Genomic DNA, 19,291 nt, shown 5'->3' with positions numbered 1-19,291 from the left:
TTAAAATTTAAGGTTGATATTAAAACCAATATTGCGAACGGTTGGAAGAGTTAAATCTTCAAGCCCTTGTGCGTTACCGGTGTTGAAAGCGGTTTCAGGATCTATGTTGGGAACTTTTTTATAGATGATCCAAAAGTTGCGGCCAACAAGAGAAACAGTGGCGCTTTGGAAACCAATGTTTGCTATCCATCTTGATGGCAAAGTGTAACTTAATTTTACTTCACGCAGTTTTACAAAAGATGCATCATACACAAATTGCTCATCTACGTTTGTAAATCCTTTATAATATTGCTGTGCCGGCAAAATTGTTGTATTAGGCTTGCCATCCTGTGTTACTCCGGGAAAAATATTTCCATCATGATAAACCATTTCTCCGCCGGGCCCCGTTGTTGCTCCGTCAGATAATTGCACTGCAGCTTCAGAAGTTTGATTATCTGGGTAATAATAGGCTAATCCTCCATGTGCGGCATCCCTACCAGGCATTGTGGTTGCAAGTACGCCTGTATAAGTGCCGGTGCGGTTAGTGTTTGAATAAATTGACCCGCCAATTCTGGCATCAACAAGAAAACTAAGATTAATGCCTTTATAATAAAAGCTGTTATTAATTCCCCCTAACCAATCGGGAGTAAATTTTCCGAGATATTGTTTTGTCGGATTTATGGCTGGCGTTCCATCTGCCTTTACAATTATTTCCCCGGAAGCATTGCGTAAATAAGCGTTGCCAAACAAGGTTCCATAAGGCTGGCCAACTGCAGCAAGCACCTGCACCGTGCGGTCTGAGCCTAAAACATAGCTCTGTAATCTGCCTTCCTTATCCAGTTCTAACACCTCACTGTGATTCTGTGAATAATTTAAATTAACGTCCCATCTAAATTGGCTGTTTTTGATAATTTTAATGGCTGCCTGCGCTTCAAAACCTTTATTATTTATTTTGCCGCCGTTTATTAATTTTTTGGTATAGCCTGTTGATGGGCTTACATCCACGCTTAAAATCTGATCAATGCTGTTCATATTATAAACGCTCAAATCAAGGTGTAGCGCATCATTGAATAAACCTACTTCCGCACCTGCTTCTGCAGAGGTGGTGGTTTCTGGTTTTAAATTCGGATTAAGATCTTTGCTTGCCGCGCTTTGCTGCGGGTTGGAACCAAAAGGCGCGGTGAAATTATAAACATTTATCAGTTGATATGCATCTGCTGCCTTACCGACCTTTGACCATCCACCGCGTAATTTCAGATAACTTAAAACATCACTTTTAATATCCAGCGCCTGGGTTAAAATAAGGCTTCCATTTATTGAAGGATAAAAATAGGATAGATTTTCTGCGGGTAAAGAAGACGACCAGTCGTTCCTCGCTGTAAGATTTAGGTATGCATAATTTCTAAAGCCTATTTGCGCAGAAGAAAATAAACTATAGGTTTTTAATCTGCTGAAATAGTTGGATGATATGAGCGGGTCGCGTGAATTACTTAGCGTGTAAACCCCGGCCACAGCAAGCTTAGGAGCCACCTGATCATTTTCTTCATAACTGTTGCTGCGGATGTTTCCCCCTCCCAAAATATCTATTGAAAAATCACTATTAATTTTTTTATTAAAATCAAGTGTTGCTTCTGTATTGTTTTCGCTTAAGGTATAAGCATCTTCTTCATAAGAACCATAAGGCGTTCCGCTGGTGCCGTAGGCAATTTTTAATTTTCTGCGGTCTGTGTAATAATCATTTCCGCTACGCAAATTGGCAACGAAATTTTTACCGATTTGATAATTCAATTCAACGCTTCCAATGATGCGGTCGCGCCTCTGTCCTACTGTATTTTCATAAGCAACAAAATATGGATTGCTGTAATAACTATTGTTCCAGTTAAAAGTATTTCCATCAGCATCACGGTAATTTTTTAACTGGCTGATATCAACCTGCCGGCCAAACCACGTGAATTGAAGCATCGTACTCGTTGATCTTTTTCCACCGGAACCGGGAAGATTATCTGCATCATCACGGACATAATTAGCAATGGCGTGTAAGGTTAAGCTGGGAGTGATATGATAACTTGTATTTAGAAGAAATGAATTTTTTCCCTGTTCTGAATTGGGGATTACACCGGTTTGCTTTTGATTATTATAAGAAAAACGAAAGTCATATTTTTCATCAGAACCGGCAATGGCAACGCCATTGTTAAATGTATACCCGGTGTTGAAAAAATTGCGAACATTATTTGGATGCGCTACAAAAGGCACCGGAACTCCTTTTGAATAAAATTGTGGAATCAATTGTCCGTCCAGTGCCGGCCCCCAGCTTTCATCCACACCATCATTTATTCCGTCGCCTTTTCCATCTACAAAACTGAACTTACCGTTAGACCCTTGTCCGAATGAATTTTGATAAGTTGGTAAAATCAATAAGTTGGAAAAAGTAGTATTTGAATTAAGCGTGATGCCAAGGCCTTTTTTATTTTTACCACTTTTTGTCTTTATCAAAATAACTCCCGCTGCTGCACGTGAACCATAAAGAGCCGCGGCATTCGGGCCTTTCAGCACACTGATGGATTCTATATCTTCTGAATTAATATCAGAAATGGCATTGGCAAAATCCCTGGAGCTGGCATTTCCTAACAACTGCGAATTATCAACCGGAACGCCATCCACTACAAACAGCGGTTGATTATTTCCATCGATAGAAGTTTCGCCACGAATAATAATTCTTGACGATCCCATATCGCCCTGGCTGTTCGTAACATTTACACCGGCAATTTTTCCCGCTAATTCATTTACAAGATTGGTTTCTTTGGCTTCGGAAATATCTTTCGATTTCAGCTCCTGAACTGCATAGCCTAACGATTTCTTTTCTTTGGAAATTCCCAGGGCCGTTATCACTACTTCGTTCAAAACATTTTCTTCTTCTTCTAAAGAAACTTTTATAGAAGTGTTGTTGGGGCCAACATTTATTTCCTGCGACTTAAAACCTACAGATGAAAAAACAAGTGCGCTTTTTCCTGCCACATTCAATTGAAAATTTCCGTTTTCATCGGTTATCGCAGATTGCTTACTCCCTTTATCAACAACGGTTACAGCGGCAAGGGGCTGTCCGGTTTTTTTTGAAATGACTGTTCCATTTATTGAAAATGTTTGTGCAGTTGCGCTTTGTGATAACAGGACAAATATAAATCCTGCTATCAACCTAAAGCTTTTAAATAATACCCTTAAATTACTGAACATATTATTTGGATTAATGAATGAATAAAAGTTTGATGAACGAATGAAAAGTGTTTACCTCCCCGATAGAGCATAGCCATAGCGTCAGGATACTTTCTGCAGTTCGCGATACTGCATTAGTAACCCACAAGTAATTGTTATACTAAAAAGAGGGAGGTTATTGACAACGACAAGGCTCACGCATGACACAGCAACCTTGCATTGCGTGTAGTCTGCGGTTATTAGAAACGGTTAACCAAAAATTGATCGAGCTGATCTGTTTCACTTTGTGTTGTTTTTAATTTTTAATAATAATTTGAAAATTACCATTGAAAAAAAAGAAGTTGGTTTTGTCAAACAAAAAAGCGCTTCGGAATCAGAAGCGCTGTCTACTATGTAAAAATAAATTTTCCATTTGCATCTGACTTAACTAGCCACGGTTTTAATCGTGACGGAATTAGCACCATTTCTCTTTCCACAAGAGACGGTTGCTAAGGCTTCACAGGGCCTTTCCCTCAGCCTTTCTTGATAAGTAATTTCTAAAGAACTGGTGCAAATGTAAAGCGTCTTTATTATCCTACCAAAATAATAGGATAATATTTTTAAAATAAATGGAACAATAAAAGAATATAACGGTCATGCATAAACGAAAATCATCCAAAAGATTTCAAAATAAGAATCTGTAAAAAAAGTTTGTTTTCTGTAAGTGAATCCACTGTTTCATTCTGATAAGATGATGGTTTATTAGCCGGGTAAATAAAAATTCTTCTTATTTCTTCGTTTACTGGCAAATCTTTGCGGAAGCCGATGATTGTCAGTTGTTAGTCAAAATATACGGAATACACTGCGCGGCATAATAATTGTGAAAAATTTAATGGAGCACCTTCTGAATCAAACATTTCAGTTTCTGCATTCTGAATCAACTAAATTTTTTGGTTCATGTTATTGCCTTGAAATAAAACGTAACCCCATAACCCTGACTAAAATTTATTTTATCGAAGGATTTGAGTGTATTCATGTGTTTGATGTATTGCTGATGCTGTATAAATCCTCATCATGTCTCAGGAATTTAAGACAGGTGTGGCGATAATTAAACAGTTATTAATTTAATGAGAGTAAAAAATCCCCCAATCTTTATTTGTCGTTTTCAGTTGTTGCAATTGGAAAACAGACATGACCATCCTCAAATTATGGAACTACGAGGCAAGCTCAAACTTGAAAATATTACAAAATATAACTATCAATTATTTTCAACAGTTCGTTTCTTTTTTTCCATGCTCAATTTATTTTTTATACAAAAACGAACTGCGCTCATAAAAATTTTTCCTCCTTAAGACACACCCTTATAAACCGCTTAACCAGGCACACAAGAAATTTACAATAATTTAAATATTAATTTATTATGAAAAGAAAACTAATAATCATAATTACATTTATTTTCCTTTCCGTATCCACAATCGCGCAGGTTACCGTTTCAGGAAAAGTAACCAATGAAAAAGATGGAACTCCTCTTCCCAATGTAACTGTTAGCCTTAAAGGAACTACCAGCGGCACAACAACCGACGTGCAGGGAGCTTATGAAATTTCAGTACCGGATGCAAGTTCTGTTTTGGTTTTTTCTTCTACTGGTTTTACGTCAAAGGAAGTAACGGTAGGAAATCAAACAACTATTGATGTTGCATTAAATACAAAAGCCAATGTTCTTAATGAAGTGGTGGTCATTGGTTATGGAACAGTGAACCGGAGAGACCTTACAGGCGCTGTTACAACTGTTAAGGGAGACAGATTAATGGATGCGCCGGTACCTAATCTTACACAGGCTTTGGAAGGAAAAGTTGCGGGCGTAAATGTAGATATAAACAGCAGCGCGCCGGGTAGCGGGGCAAAGGTGCGTATCCGCGGAATTGGTTCTATTAATTCAAATGTTGACCCGCTCTATGTGGTGGACGGCGTTATTGGCGTTGATGCAAATTCGATTAATCCAAATGACATAGCCTCAGTGGAAGTATTGAAGGATGCTTCTTCCACGGCCATTTACGGAGCAAGAGGTGCTAATGGGGTAATTATGATAACCACCAAGCGCGGGATTCATGGAAAAACCCGCATTACCTATGATGCCAATGTGAACGTGAATCAATTGTATCGTCATTTAAAAACGCTTAATTCAGAACAATTTATAAAGGTTTATAATCTTGCCTATGCAAACGGTACGAAGTTCGACCCTACACATGGAACATGGGCGCCACCTGCAGCACTCAACCATGAAAATTTTCCATTACTGTTCGATGCAAACGATAAGCCTTTATATAATACCAATTGGGAAGAAGAGGTTTATAAGCCTGCCATTTCTCAAAGCCATCAGCTCAACTTCCAGGGAGGCTCCGACAAAACACTTTACAGCCTTTCGCTTGGATATTTAGACCAGAATGGTCTGATGATTGATTCATGGTTCAAGCGGTATTCTGCCAGGTTTACGCTTGATAATGATGTAACAAGCTGGCTTAAAGTAGGGGGTAATATTTCTGTGGTGAAAAGTAAGCAACGGGTAGTATCAGATGGAAATGGTGGCCTGAATGTGCCCAGGATGGTAAGCGAGGAAGTTCCTATTGTTCCCGTAAAATACCCGGATGGAACGTGGGCCGGTAATAATGATATTCCCGGATTGGAAGGAGGGCCAAATCCGGTACACACCGCAAACAGCCGGTTTACTTTAAATAACAACCTGCAATCTATCGGAGATGCCTATCTTTTGTTTCATATCACCAAAGATCTGGATTTCAAAACTGATTTTGGTTATAATTTAAGCAGCCAGAAAAATAACTTTTATTCCGCAGGTGATTTACCTCACCTTTCACAAGACCAGGGAGGTGTAGCGAATATAAATTCGTACAACAACACCTATTGGCAATCAGAAAATTATCTGACATGGAACAAAACAATAAACAGCCGTCAGAAATTGACAGCTTTGTTAGGCGCTTCCTGGAACAAAACCACACAGGAAAGAGTCTATGCAGAAACGCAAAACTTTATTGATGATTTTTTCCAATGGCATTATTTGCAAGCAGGTTCTGTAATAACCCAGGCGCAATCAAGCGACTATCAATGGTCGATGAATTCTTATTATGCAAGGTTAAACTACGATATCGATGGGAAATATTTATTCACCGCAACCGGCCGTTATGATGGATCTTCAAAGTTTGGGGCTAATAATAAATATGCCTTTTTCCCTTCAGTAGGCGCTGCGTGGAGAGTTTCAGAGGAAGATTTTCTCAGGGATAGCAGAAAGATTAGCAATTTAAAAATACGTGCCAGCTACGGCGTATCAGGTAACCAGGAAATTGGCCAATACCAGTCTATTTCTCAAATTCAGCCGAGCACCACGGTGTTGGATGGCGCCAATCAATCTACCTTACTGCCAAGCCGTTTAGGAAACCAGGACCTGAAATGGGAAAGGTCGTTACAGGCAGATGGAGGCATCGAGTTGGGCTTGTTTCAAAACCGCATTACACTTAATGTGGATTATTACAACAGGGTAACGAAAGACCTCTTGCTGCAGGCTCCCATTCCATGGTCTGCAGGGATGACAAACAGCAATGTTTATTTAAATGTAGGAAGCGTTCGGAATTCAGGTGTAGAGGTGAACCTGAATACGGTAAATGTGAAAACAAAAAATTTCACCTGGTCCACCACTTTCATTTTCGCATCAAATAAAAACAAAATCCTCAAGCTAAATGATAATAATGCGGATATTTTCCCGGGGCCTAATTTTCTTGGCCAAACTAATATATTACGCGTAGGCGAGCCCATTGGCTCTTTTTATGGAATGACGCGCCTGGGAACCTATAGTAATTCTGAAAAAGATAGCCTGGAAGCAGCTCAACACAATCTTTTGCCGGGCGACAGGAAATATATTTATAATGCTGACGGCAGTAATTATTACAGCATCATCGGAAGGTCTAACCCTAAATGGACCGGCACTTTCAGCAGCACAATGAATTACAAGAATTGGGATTTCTCTTTTGACATCCGGTTTGTAGAAGGTGTAAATACAGCAGCAACATTTAAACATTCAACCGAGGACAGGCAAACCATTGCCAACAGCCTGGCAACCGTATTGGATGCATGGACACCTGACCATCAAAATACAATGATTTCACAGGTACGCAATTATAAATTCGCACAGGATTCTCATTTTGATACATGGTGGGTTGAAGACGGTTCCTTCATTCGTGGCCAGAATTTTATTTTAGGGTATTCGCTGCCTTTTAAAGCAACTGAAAAATTAAAAATTAACCGGCTACGCTTTTATGCAAGTGTCCAAAACCTGTTTATAATTACGAAATATACAGGATATGATCCGGAAGTGGATACGTTTAATTCGGGCTATGGGAATAATGGTTCCTTTTCACAGAATATGGATTTCTTTTCCTATCCCCGTCCACGTGTTTGGAACCTCGGTCTGACACTTAATTTTTAATCTAAAAACTTATTAATATGAAAATAATTAAAAGTATCATTGTGCTGGCAGCCGTGATTTCATTTGGCTCCTGCAAAAAATTTCTTGAAGAAAAGCCAACAAGTTTTTTCACACCCTCGTCAGATTTCTCGAGTACAAAAGTTGCCAGGGCGCTGGCTAATGCATCTTATGCAAATTTGCAAGGCTTGCTGGCCGGCCAATCCGGTTCTTATGGTGGCAACACCTGGAACCTCATGGAATTTATGACCGGAAAAGCTAACTCAGATCTTGGCCAAACAGGTTTTATTAATTTTGAAAACCTCAGCTACAATTCCACTTCTTTTTATGTAGATACCTGGTGGAGAAATATGTATCTTGGCGTAGGCGCCTGCAACCTTGCCATACAGGACATTCCAAAAATTACCGCCTCAGGATTAACTGAAGAAGATAAAACCAATATGCTCGCCGAAGCGCATACTTTGCGCGCCCTGTATTATTTTTTCCTCGTGAGAATGTACGGAGCGGTGCCTAAGGTAACCGAAGTGCCGTCAAATTTAAATTTGAAATTACCCCGTACGCCGGCAAAAGCGATTTATGATAGTATCATTATCCCGGATCTGCTTCTTGCAGAAAAGTCAACCTTACCATGGCAGGATCATACAGGAAAAGTGTCTATGGGCGCAGTAGAGTCCATCCTGGCTGATGTGTACCTAACTTATGCCGGAGCTGCAATTAACGGAGGCGATTCGTATTATGCAGAATCTGCAAAACGTTCGCTTGCAGTTATTCAAAATGGAGGATACACCCTGTTTCCAAATTATACGGATATGATTAATCCTGCGAATAAAAATAAGGGTGGTTTTATTTTCCAGGTACAATATGCCGCCAGTGTTCCATCAACGAATCCACTCACCCCACTTACTATTCCTAATTATGCCGGTATATCAAAATATGCGGATGAATATGGATCAGTTTATCCCACACCTCAATTTATCGCATCTTTTCCGGCAGGAGACAAAAGAGTCCAGGAAAAACAATTTTTTTATACGAGCTATCCAAGCATTACTACAGGAAATATAGTGCACTTTAAAAACACATACATCTATAAGTGGTTTGATGTAAACGCAGTAACCAACACGGCAAAGTCTGATCTCAATTATACTTTGTATCGCCTTGCTGATGTATACCTGATGTATGCAGAAGCCTCTAACAGGGCTGAGGGCGGCCCGGATGCAAACGCAATTTCGTATGTTAATCTTATCAGGAAGAGAGCTGATTTAGCGCCAATCGGTTCGATGAGTATGGATGCATTTGAAAAAGAAGTATGGCTGCAACGTTATTTTGAATTGTGCTTTGAAAACAAAATGTGGTTTGATATGTTACGAACCAGGAAAGTGCACAATGATGTAACTGGAAATTGGGACGATTTTGTAGGCCACAAAACTGTTTTCGGAGCTACGTTTACCGAAAGCCAGCTGCTGTTCCCGGTACCTAAACAGGAAATCGACGTTAATCCAAATTTATTGCCTAATAATCCAGGATTTTAAACCCGAATAAATAGAATAAAAGCCTCAACAATTTTAAATTCCGGAATCTAAAATTGTTGAGGCTTTTTTAATTCCTGTTTCCAAAAAGATTGAATAAAAATCATTCGAATAATAACATAAGAGAACCTTTAATTTAGATTCTTCCGAACAGGCGGAGTCCTTTCGGAGAAACTCGGCTGAGGACTCAACCCATTCCCTTCTCAGTATAATAATTGATTGCACCAATCTATGGGTTGCCGGACAAATCCCGCTTTCTTCTGGATTCCCCACAGACATGATATCCATAGTAAACCCATAAATATCCCGTTTTTTATTTTGCTAAAACCCTACGGCGCCAGGGAAATTCTTACCTGCACGCCCGCCCTGGTATCTATCGTTGGCGCAGAGGATGAAACATAAGGGTTTACCCTCCGCTGGTCAAAATACAGCTTCACATTAATGCGGTTACTGATGTAATAATCCAACGTAGGACTTATCGTAATTTCCTTGCTGCCGTTGGTGGCAAAGGCACTATTTTGATCTAAAATACTGTTAGAGCTTACATTGTTCCTGATGCTGAAGGCAATATTGAAATTAATCTCATTGTCCAGCGTTTTGGTATCTTTCTTTGAGAACGGCACTTTAAACGGCAACTTCAATCCGCGCTTGCGGAATCCGCCGCCAAAAGTGATTTCAGAAGACCGCACTTCACTCAGTTGATAATCAATAAGGCTTAGACTTAACTGGCGTTGTTTCATATAGTTCAACTTCAGATTCACCTGGTTGGTAAAAGTCATATCTATCCCAAACAACGGAGCAAACTGTTCCTGGATGGTAATGTTCGGAACCAGGAAGAAGGGAATGTAATTATTACTGCCGCCGGTGGTGTCAATAAACGAAGGATAACCATAGTGCGATACGTCCCTGTAATATAATGCTGAAGTAAAATTATTCATGCCAAGGCTCGCATTATAAGCATGGGTAAGCGAGAAGTTCGAAAATATTTTATCCAATCCGGGGATCCGGCTAAGGCCATTATAAGAAATGCTCCAGTTGGGTTTTGGCAAAATCCCACTGAACGGATTTGACTTGATATTTTTGTTTTGCTGTTTGATAAGCGCCACTTTGGTAGGGTCCTGGCCTGTGTATGCGGCTATGAACGCAGGCACCAATACATCCACTGAATATCTGCCATAGCCCAAAGCATATCCATCTGTGCCCGTTGGATTTCCCTGGTTTTTATTATACGTATTTAGTTCCCCCAATCTTTTCGACAGAATCTGCCTGTAATCCTGGAATTTTAAGAAGGTTTCAGAAATACGGTTGGGATCATATTTGCCAAACAAGGTATTGAAGGCGATGTAAGTCACGTTGAAGCCGCCATTCACATAAGGGCTTAAATGGCCAAAATTGTTTCCGGTTCCCGTCGTGTCTTTAAAAGTTTCCGAATAGTTCTTGGTAAATGTTTTACCTAGATTTAGATTAATGGAAAGATCCTGTATAGGCTCAAGTTGTGCTGAAACGGTAATTTTCTGGTCAAAGCTTTGCACAAACAAATCATTAAAATTGGAATCGCGCGTTATCAAACCCCTTCTGGCCGCATCATTCAGCCAGTTGCTGTCTGGTTGCCTGCCCAGGATAAAATCAAATCCCGGCGCCATACTTTTGAAATTTTCACCCAGAATTTTGGTGCTGTCGGTATAGCCCGGCAACCTTGTATTACTGATTTGCGAAACTGATGCATTCACTGATTTTACACTGGTAAGCAATTTTCCCAAAATCCTTAACGGTCCGGTGATTTGTGGAAGTTCGTTAGCGCCCGGTTTGGAAGGCGCCGCCTTTGGCTTGTTACCGGACGTAGAATCTGCCAGTGGCTGTTTTGGCTGCAAAGGTTGGTCTAAAGCGCGCAGCCATTTTGATTTGCTGTATAATCTTAAAAAATCAAACTGAACAGTGGCATTTTCCTGCTGGCCGTTTTCAAGAAAATTTCCAAGGTTTACGGCAAGCCTCGAAGCACCTATCCAGTTGTAATTAGCTGTATAATCCAGATGCATATTTATCCAATCTGTCAGCGGCAGCTTCGATAATGGCACATTGTAGGATAAATTAATTACCTGGTTAAAGACCGTGTTTCTTCCACCGGAAAAGAAATTGTCTCTTACTGTGTCGCGTTTGGCGCGGGTGTCAAGCCTGCCATCCGGCTCATCTATCACCGCATTGTTCAACGCTGAATAATCAAGCGTGAGTGAATGGGTAAGCTCCCAACGTAAAATATAATTGCGGTTGAAGGTAAAGTACTTATCAAAAGTTTCGGGCGTCACAAATTTATCGTCGCCAATACTCCTCGGCTTCAATACTGCAAATTGCCTGAATACATCCGCCTTAAAAGTAAGCTGCGAGGGTATCGGGTTAATGTTAAAATCTTTTACCAGGTCAAACCAATGGGTTTTTGATTTACTAAACAACTTCTTAAAGGGAGAAAAGAATTTTGGCTGGGGCATAAAATTATAGCCAAGGCTTCCCTGCTGCTTCGTAACATCATTGTATTCAATAAGCGGATTGTGCGCTTCAGTTTTCGTATAGGTATAGCTGACGTCGAGGTTTTCAACGTCCCACAGCTGAGGCTTTTTATTGTTGGTGCGGTTTTTATGAACGTTAGTGAAACTTATGGTTTTGATAGAGGCAAAATCAATGGCATTATTTCTTATTGAATCTCTGTCACTCCTTGAATTGGCATTCCTGATTTTTTCTTTTAATGTGATGTCTTTGTCGAAAGGATCGTATTGCGGTGCGCTGGTAGCCGTAGTGATACTTGCATATACCGGGATTGACATGGCTGCTTTTTTCGGTAATAGCTTCCCTAATTCAAGATTCGCTGCGGCATCAAACTGCACAAAATTATCTTTAAAACGATCGCTGATTCCCTGCTCAAGCGTTCCAAACCCGTTGCTATGCGAATTCGCCGACACAGAAATCGTTCCCAGGTCAGAAAGGTTGGCATCTACACGCCCAAGCGAAGCCCAGCCGCCTTTTTCATCAATGGAAGAAAGGCGCAATTCATTAAACCACAATTCGCCACAGGCAGAAACGGCGTTCGTATTTTCAACTCCCATCAAAATTCCGCCTATCTCTGCAAGGTTAGGATTTCCCATAATGGAATAGGTTTGGCCGTTAGATTCCTGTTTGGAATACAAAACGTTTATGGGGGAGTTTGACAGATTTCTTTGCGTTTTAAGGGTCACCAACGATTGAAGGTCAAGATCCAGGTTGTTCGATTCAATCCAAAGTGTATCATTGTATTCTTTGCTGTTTGGGTTCAGACCTGTGTTCAACGGGCTAAGCCGTAAAGGAATACGCACTTCATAATAGTTGCTCACGAAATCACTTCCGATTCGTACCACTGCCGTAAGATCATCGTTATTTAAGCTGGTAGCAGGATTTCTTTCGGCGTGGATGAACATCTGCAATTTTTTAAACTGCCTTAAATCTTTATTTACAAAAGTCTGGAACACTGCTTTTCCATCATTTTTTGCGAGGTCGCAAAATTGTAAAGTAAGGGATTGCTCATTCTGCAAAAGATTCACCCCGTTGTTACTTAAAGTCTGCACACGTTCAATTTCAGTGGGCGTACGGTAAGGAAGCGGTGTTCTTTTGTCATTTTCCTCAATATTTACTGCACCTACATTAAAATCATTGTCAGAAGTTGGAGAATAGTTGCCGGACGAATCCAGTTTATACTGAAACTTCCTCCAGGTATTTCTTACCAGGCTTAGGGTGCCAAAACGAACAGTGACGCTATCCTGGAAACCCGTAAGAAACATTCTCATAAAACGGATAGATTTAAAATCAGGAATGTTGCCTACTTTTTTATCATAGCCGTCGATAGGGATTCTTAGCTGGTACCACGTTTCATTGCGGGAAGTACCGTCTACCAGTTTTACCCCAACTACCTTTTTATCAATAATATAATTTTGTCCAACCGTCATTTCCGGATCGGTGGGCGGCTTCAGATCTACAATATATTGAAAGTATTCTTCCGTTTCGTTGAGCGTGTTGTCGCGGTTTAGATCTTCCTGGTCGGGGTATAAAGTAGCCGCTGAAGAATATTGCGATTTGTTATCTGCAATAGGTGAGTTCCCCTGGGGATTATTAAAATATTTATACCGGGCCAGAATATCCGCGCCTTCAGCATCCAACTGTGCTCCGCGGTAATACTGGTAATTATCTGATGATGGATCGGCCAAAGCATCCTGGTATACTTTTGAATTAGAACCAAAGTTTGCTGCGAGAAGATCCAGGTAATCATTTCGCCTGAAAGAACGTTCAGCGCTATCAGTAAGGCCGTCGTATCCCACATCCTGGAAGGGACGGTCAGCCGGGTCGGTGCTGAAGGCATTGGTTACCTGTATCGGATTCCTGGGAACATTTCCCCAAATTGACTTGTCAACCTGCGCAGGCAGGTTTGGCGTAGGCAATCCATTTTCATAAAACCGCCTTGAATCTTTTAATACATCTTCAGAAACGTTTCCCAGGTTGATATAAAACTGGCCCCCGGTGCTGGTTGGGTTATTAATAAACGGATCCTGCACCCAACATTCAATATACTGGATATTTGCGGTTTCAAAGTCAGTCTGATCAAGGCTTCTCATCAATCCGCCCCATTTGGTTTTGGGATTTAAGAATTTACCATTACTATTCAAATCAAGCCTGGAGGCATCAAAATTATAAGGCCCCCTGTCTGAAGGATAATAAGAAAGGTCAAACGTGATCAATTGGTTTTGGCCAAAATCTGTAGTTCGTTGCGGGAATATTTCAGTTTGAGATACGGCGCGGACACGTGGATCAGAGAGAAGCTTTTTATCTTTAATCGGGTTATTCAGATTTTTGGGATCCTGCAAGGTAGGCTCAATCTGGTACCAGGCAATACGGGCCCTGTTTTTGCCATAGGCCAAACTGTTGCTCGAATCTGCTTCTGGGAAAAGCAGGTTACCGTCCTTGTCAGTAGCGGCCCGCGGAGTGGAGGCCAGCGCCCAGCTTATTGGCGGAAAACGAAGATCAATATCACTTTTGCTGCCTTCAAAATCATCAACATATACCACACCTTTGCTACCTTTTCCTATCTGTGGGGCATGGCCGGGTTTCAAAAACGCAGCCTCTCCATATGCGTTGACGGATGAAGGTGCAGTTGAACTATAAAAAGGAAGCTTATTCAAAATTTTTGTAAGCCGCGGCATGTCACGCCGGTAGCTTCCATCCAGGCCGTACATCGTGTTCCGGATGGGATCGTCGCCATAATCCACTTTTGTAAAGAACGGCCTTTCGCTCAACCTCACCATTGTTCCGCCGAAGCTAATCTGTTCCTTGGCCGTATTTTTCAGCAGATAATCCAGCCGAAGGCCCATGTAGCTTTTTTGCTGAAGTCCAAAGGACGCGTTGTTTTCATAATTTACCTGCACCGGAATGCCGGAGCTGATGATTGCCTGGTTAATTACTTTAATGGTTCCTAAATCATAATTTATTGTATAATCAATATTCTCCCTTAACTGCCTGCCACCGGCAGTTACTGAAACTGACCCCGGTGGAATATTGTATCCGATACTAATATCGGATGAAGAAGTAGTTTTTGCCGTACCTTCCAACACAAACCTATCAAGATTGGGAAACTGTTCCTGGGCCACGGTTTTTATGGAATCATATAAAGGGTAATATAAACTATCTGCCCCTATTGCGGGACTGCTGAATATTTTTGGAGCTAACGCCCTGCCAAAAGGCTCGAGTACCGGAAAAATAATTCTGCTGTACGGCGATAAAACGGTATATCCTTCTATATAATCAAATACGCCATCAGGCTGCGGATCATTTTGGCTGTTGAGCCTGTCAAGGTTCACCAGCGATAAAAGTGGCGTTCCCTGGTTTAAATCGCCAAAGGGTACATATCTTTTAGCGCCCAAACCCGGCTGCTGGTACAATACATTTAGCTGGAAATCAGTCCGGTCTAATGAGCCATATCCTACTGAATACACATTCTTCATCATCAATTGCCAAATGGGAAGCTGCGGCCTTTGGGAGGTGGCTTTCAATAGCTTAAGAAATAATATTTTTTGATTGCTGGTGGTGGAATCGGGAGGAACGTCTTGCGAAAATTCTCCCACCTGGTATATCTTACCATTATAAGAATATTGGAAAGCGACTGCCAACACCTCATCGGCCTGCAAAGGCTGGCTTAACGACAAAAATCCTGCCCTTCTATTGAAAATGTACTGGCTGGAATCCAGTTTTCTCGCAAAAGTCTTTTCAAAATCCTGCACCGGGCTCAGCCCCATCGCCAGTAGCTGGCTATTGATAAGCGTGGAATTGCGGCTTCCCGAATTCTTAATAATTGATGAATATTCACTGTTCGTATTGTTATCGGGAAGCGTACCGGTAACAGTGAAATTATGAAAAGGTTCAGGCTCTCCAAGGTCCATCAGTCCAACTACCTCGCGGGCATCCGTAGTGGAGCCATTTTTATTGGTAACCCACACTTCCAGCCTTAAGATTTGCACTGGTGTAATTACCGCCGGCGCATTGCTCATCACCTTGTCATAATTTTTCCTGAAATATTGCGCCAATAAAAAGTGACGGTTTTCTTCATATTGGTCGGCCTTAATTTCAAATTTGGTAGCCGTGTTGCCGCCTTCCAGGTTCATAGACTGGCGCTGCGATTTTTGATTAGCCAGTATGCCTGTCACAAATAATTTTCCGAATTGCAATTGTGTCTTCACACCAAAAAGCGACTGGGCGCCGGGAATGAGCGTGCTTCTTAGCGGAAAGCTTACATTTCCCGCTTCAAACCGCTTCAAAATTTCATCATCGGTGCCGGTATAATCCAGCTTAAGCTGGTTAGTAAAGTCAAAATTTGCAAGTGTATTATAGCTAATCGGAAATCTCATTTTATCGCCAATATTGGCGATTACATTCAATTGGGCAGCCATATTGAAATCAAAACCTCCATTTTTTCGCGCCCGTTCCGGCAAAGTCGGATTTTTTACATTTTGGCCCTGGTAGCCTGCGGTGATATCCACATTTCCCTGCGGCTGGATATCTACTTTTCCATTTCCAAAAAGCCTGTTAAACAAATTGTCATAAACGCTTAACTTGGGCTTTACCTGTCCGCGATTTAGGATGCTAAGCGTATTTGCGCGCTTTTGGAAATAATTTATCTCTGCTTTCCTCGCCTCCATGGCCCTGAATTCTTCACCAGTATAGGTAGTAGGCGTTCTGTAATAATGAGTTCCTATTTTTTCGTAAACTGTATAAGTTTGAGTTGCCGGATCATAAGCAACAGAATCTTCGATATTAGGCGGATTTTGAAAATCATAAATATTCGGCCTGGAAGAAAGAAAATCTCCGCGACGGTCGTGGATGGGAAAAGGAAGGCTGTCAGCACCCACTACAGATGCGGTGTCTTTTAACGGTAAAGCAGTAGAATCCTGCGCAAGAACATGCACAGGAACTGTGATAAACAGTGCTAATGAAAATATCCAGAAAAATACCGACCGCATATAATTTGGCGCTCCTCTCTTTATGACCATTAAGGCAAATTATTTTAGGTAGATTTCTATCAAATGGCTTTCAGGGCTTTTTTTATTAAACTTTCAAGAGAATTTATTGATGGTTCGATCATAATTACTTTTTTAATAGCTTGTTCAGCCAAAGGCCGGGATATTCCCAAAGCTATTAAGGCATTTAACGCATCCTGCCCGAAAGTATTGCCAACTGTAGTATTTCCGGGTAAAGAAGCTGATACTTTGCCAACCTTTTCTTTTAATTCAAGCACCAAACGTTCTGCTGTTTTCCTGCCTATTCCTTTTACACTTTCCAAAACTGACGTTTGCTTCATGACTATTGCCTGGCTGATTTCTTCCGGCTTCATGCCTGACAGCATCATCCTGGCAGTGGCGGCTCCTACACCAGAAACGCCTATCAGCAAAACGAACATTTCCTTTTCGGCCAGGTCAAAAAATCCATACAGCGTGTGCGCATCTTCCTTAATTTGCAAATAAGTAAAAAGCTTGCCTTCTTCCAGGTTTTGAATTTGCGAATATGTGTTAAGACTAATATTTACTTCATAACCTACGCCGTTAACATCCACATAAATTACCGTTGGGGTTTTATACGCAAACTTTCCGGACAGGTATGCAATCATAGTTTTTCTTAGAGTGGTCAAAAATAAGGAATTCGGCTTAATGAGCTAGATATTATTGGCAGAAATAATTGCGGAATTTATAACAGACTGTGCCGGAAGAAATTGTCCACAAAAAAGTTACTGCTGCCGGGAAGAAACTTTTTTGAAGAAATAGCATTTTCAAAACTATTAATCAAAACAAATGATTTGTCAGACAGTGAATGAATAAATAATGCCGGTTTCTATTTTGGTTTTTATTAATACTAAAAAAATTTATGTGTGAAGCAAATTTGCATTTAAAACATCGTCCAAAGCAATTTTAGTTAGTGGAAGTACAAATATCACTGTTTTTTATTTTGATTTTTCCCCAACGAAGCGGTGGTTTACTACTCACTGAATCCCACAATCATTTTTTCGAAATTGTAATAATGCCTTTGTTCGGCCTGGCCTGGTATAATACATAGCTTCCTTTGGAATCTTTTGCAGTAGCAACTTCCTGCGTTTTATTATCCTGTTTCACTGTTACCTGTTTCCATTCCGGCGAAACATACGTTTTCAGTGTCAATGGCAGATTATACATTTCCGGATTAAGGGTATGAGTCAGCGTAACTGTTATTGCATCATTTCCTTCATGAGTTTTTATTTTGGCATTCATTCTTTCCCTTACATATCGCGTCACATCGCCAAAAGTGGCCACCCAAATATCATTCTCTTTTGATTGGATGTATTGAAAATATTCCTCCAATTTTTGAGCGGGCGTAGGCTCCCAACCTATGCCCTCAATGCCATGAAAAACCAGCACGAGCCAGATATTGTCGTGAGCTAAAGACGTATCCACCCATGATTTCATCAGCGGCATCGGAGTTTTAGATAGTGGACCTCTCTGCCATTGCACATACTCTTTGGCAAATTGTCCGGGCTGTTCTTTATAGCCACGGTTAATCTCCTGCATCCACGGCTCGGGCATGGAATTTCTCAAAGCTTCATAAATGGGGAAACCAAATTTCATTACTCTTTTATCTTCGATTCCGAAAGGAACTTCAGCAGAAAAAGTATATGCCGGCCCGAGATTTTGTAAAATATCCTCCTTGCTTTTCCTGAGCTCATAATTCATATTGGCACTGTCCAGGATTGCCAGGTGCGCATGCGATACTGTATGGCTCGCAAACTCGTATCCTTTGGCGGCGTCTTTCTTAACAGCCTCCCAGCTCAAACCCTCCTCCTGAGCTATTTCCATGCTCGTGTCTTTTCCGGCTGGCAGTTCTTTATTCCTCACTTTGCGGTAGAGCGTATCCATCACTTTCCAGGCATCCTGCGGGTTTCCTCTTTCATAAAACGCATCGGCTTCATTGTAATAGGGAAGCGCGCCTGCATAACCCAGATATAAGGAAGCGGAAGCGCGTTCGAAGAAATTATTTTCAGAAGTTGGGACTGTGGCGGTTTCAGCAATTATTTGTTCAACAGGCCTCCCGATAAATTTTGGCTGATGCGCAGAACCTTCAATGGCACCGGTAATGATAAAAAATGTTGCCGGAAAATGCAACCGTTCCATAATGGGCAACGCTACTTTAAACTGGTTTCTGGAGCCGTCATCATAAGTGATGGAGACGGCAGTTTTTTTACCATCCTGCCATTTGGTGATTTCTGTCTTTCCCGTCTGGGCAAAGGTTTCAACCGGCAACAAATTAACCAGCAAACAAATAACTACAAAAGGAAAAGCATGCCGGCTTTTTAAAAGATTTACTTCTTTCCTATTTTCATTTTCGTCATTCCTGTTATTGTTCATTAGTAAAGATTTAGATTCTGCAATGATATTAAAAATCAGGTTTTATTAAAGCTACGATTTGATTTATAGCATTTAAAATTTGATTCAATAATTTTTAAATGCGATTTTCCTCTCATGAAAAACCACTATAAAATCATGGAAAACCCCAGGGCAGCAACGTATAACTTTGA

At 40.9% G+C, this 19,291-nt stretch carries 6 protein-coding genes and 1 riboswitch; of the genes, 2 read left to right on the top strand and 4 right to left on the bottom strand.

What is annotated here, in order from left to right; translation table 11 throughout:
- The gene (locus EFY79_RS08240) at positions 1–3,210 is read right to left on the bottom strand and encodes a SusC/RagA family TonB-linked outer membrane protein (protein WP_123120218.1); all 3,210 of its coding nucleotides are present in this window, start codon (positions 3,208–3,210) and stop codon (positions 1–3) included.
- Positions 3,211–3,609: 399 nt separating this feature from the next.
- Positions 3,610–3,721, bottom strand: a riboswitch (SAM riboswitch).
- 867 nt (positions 3,722–4,588) lie between these two features.
- Here EFY79_RS08240 and EFY79_RS08235 point away from each other — a divergent pair.
- Both EFY79_RS08235 and EFY79_RS08230 read left to right on the top strand, forming a co-directional pair.
- Positions 4,589–7,663, top strand: coding sequence for a SusC/RagA family TonB-linked outer membrane protein (locus EFY79_RS08235; RefSeq protein WP_123120217.1), 3,075 nt, complete (start codon positions 4,589–4,591; stop codon positions 7,661–7,663).
- Positions 7,664–7,680: 17 nt separating this feature from the next.
- A complete protein-coding gene (locus tag EFY79_RS08230) occupies positions 7,681–9,189 on the top strand; it encodes a RagB/SusD family nutrient uptake outer membrane protein (protein ID WP_123120216.1) in 1,509 nt (502 codons plus the stop codon).
- A gap of 326 nt (positions 9,190–9,515) precedes the next feature.
- Here EFY79_RS08230 and sov read toward each other — a convergent pair whose 3' ends face one another.
- The 3 genes from sov to EFY79_RS08210 all read right to left on the bottom strand — a co-directional run bounded on the left by sov (position 9,516) and on the right by EFY79_RS08210 (position 19,121).
- Positions 9,516–16,742 carry a T9SS outer membrane translocon Sov/SprA gene (sov, locus tag EFY79_RS08220; protein ID WP_233577955.1) on the bottom strand — a complete coding sequence of 2,409 codons (7,227 nt, stop codon included), beginning with the start codon at positions 16,740–16,742 and terminating at the stop codon, positions 9,516–9,518.
- Between the two features lie 29 nt (positions 16,743–16,771).
- A complete protein-coding gene (gene ruvA / locus EFY79_RS08215; RefSeq protein WP_123120213.1) occupies positions 16,772–17,356 on the bottom strand; it encodes a Holliday junction branch migration protein RuvA in 585 nt (194 codons plus the stop codon).
- A gap of 385 nt (positions 17,357–17,741) precedes the next feature.
- Positions 17,742–19,121 (bottom strand): polysaccharide deacetylase family protein, encoded by a 1,380-nt coding sequence (locus EFY79_RS08210; RefSeq protein WP_123120212.1) that lies wholly within the window; start codon positions 19,119–19,121, stop codon positions 17,742–17,744.
- Positions 19,122–19,291: the final 170 nt, after the last annotated feature.

Source organism: Hanamia caeni (genome assembly GCF_003721595.1).
GTDB lineage: Bacteria > Bacteroidota > Bacteroidia > Chitinophagales > Chitinophagaceae > Ginsengibacter > Ginsengibacter caeni.
The sequence above is the reverse complement of the archived record's forward strand: the minus strand, read 5'-3'. Positions and strand labels throughout refer to the sequence as shown.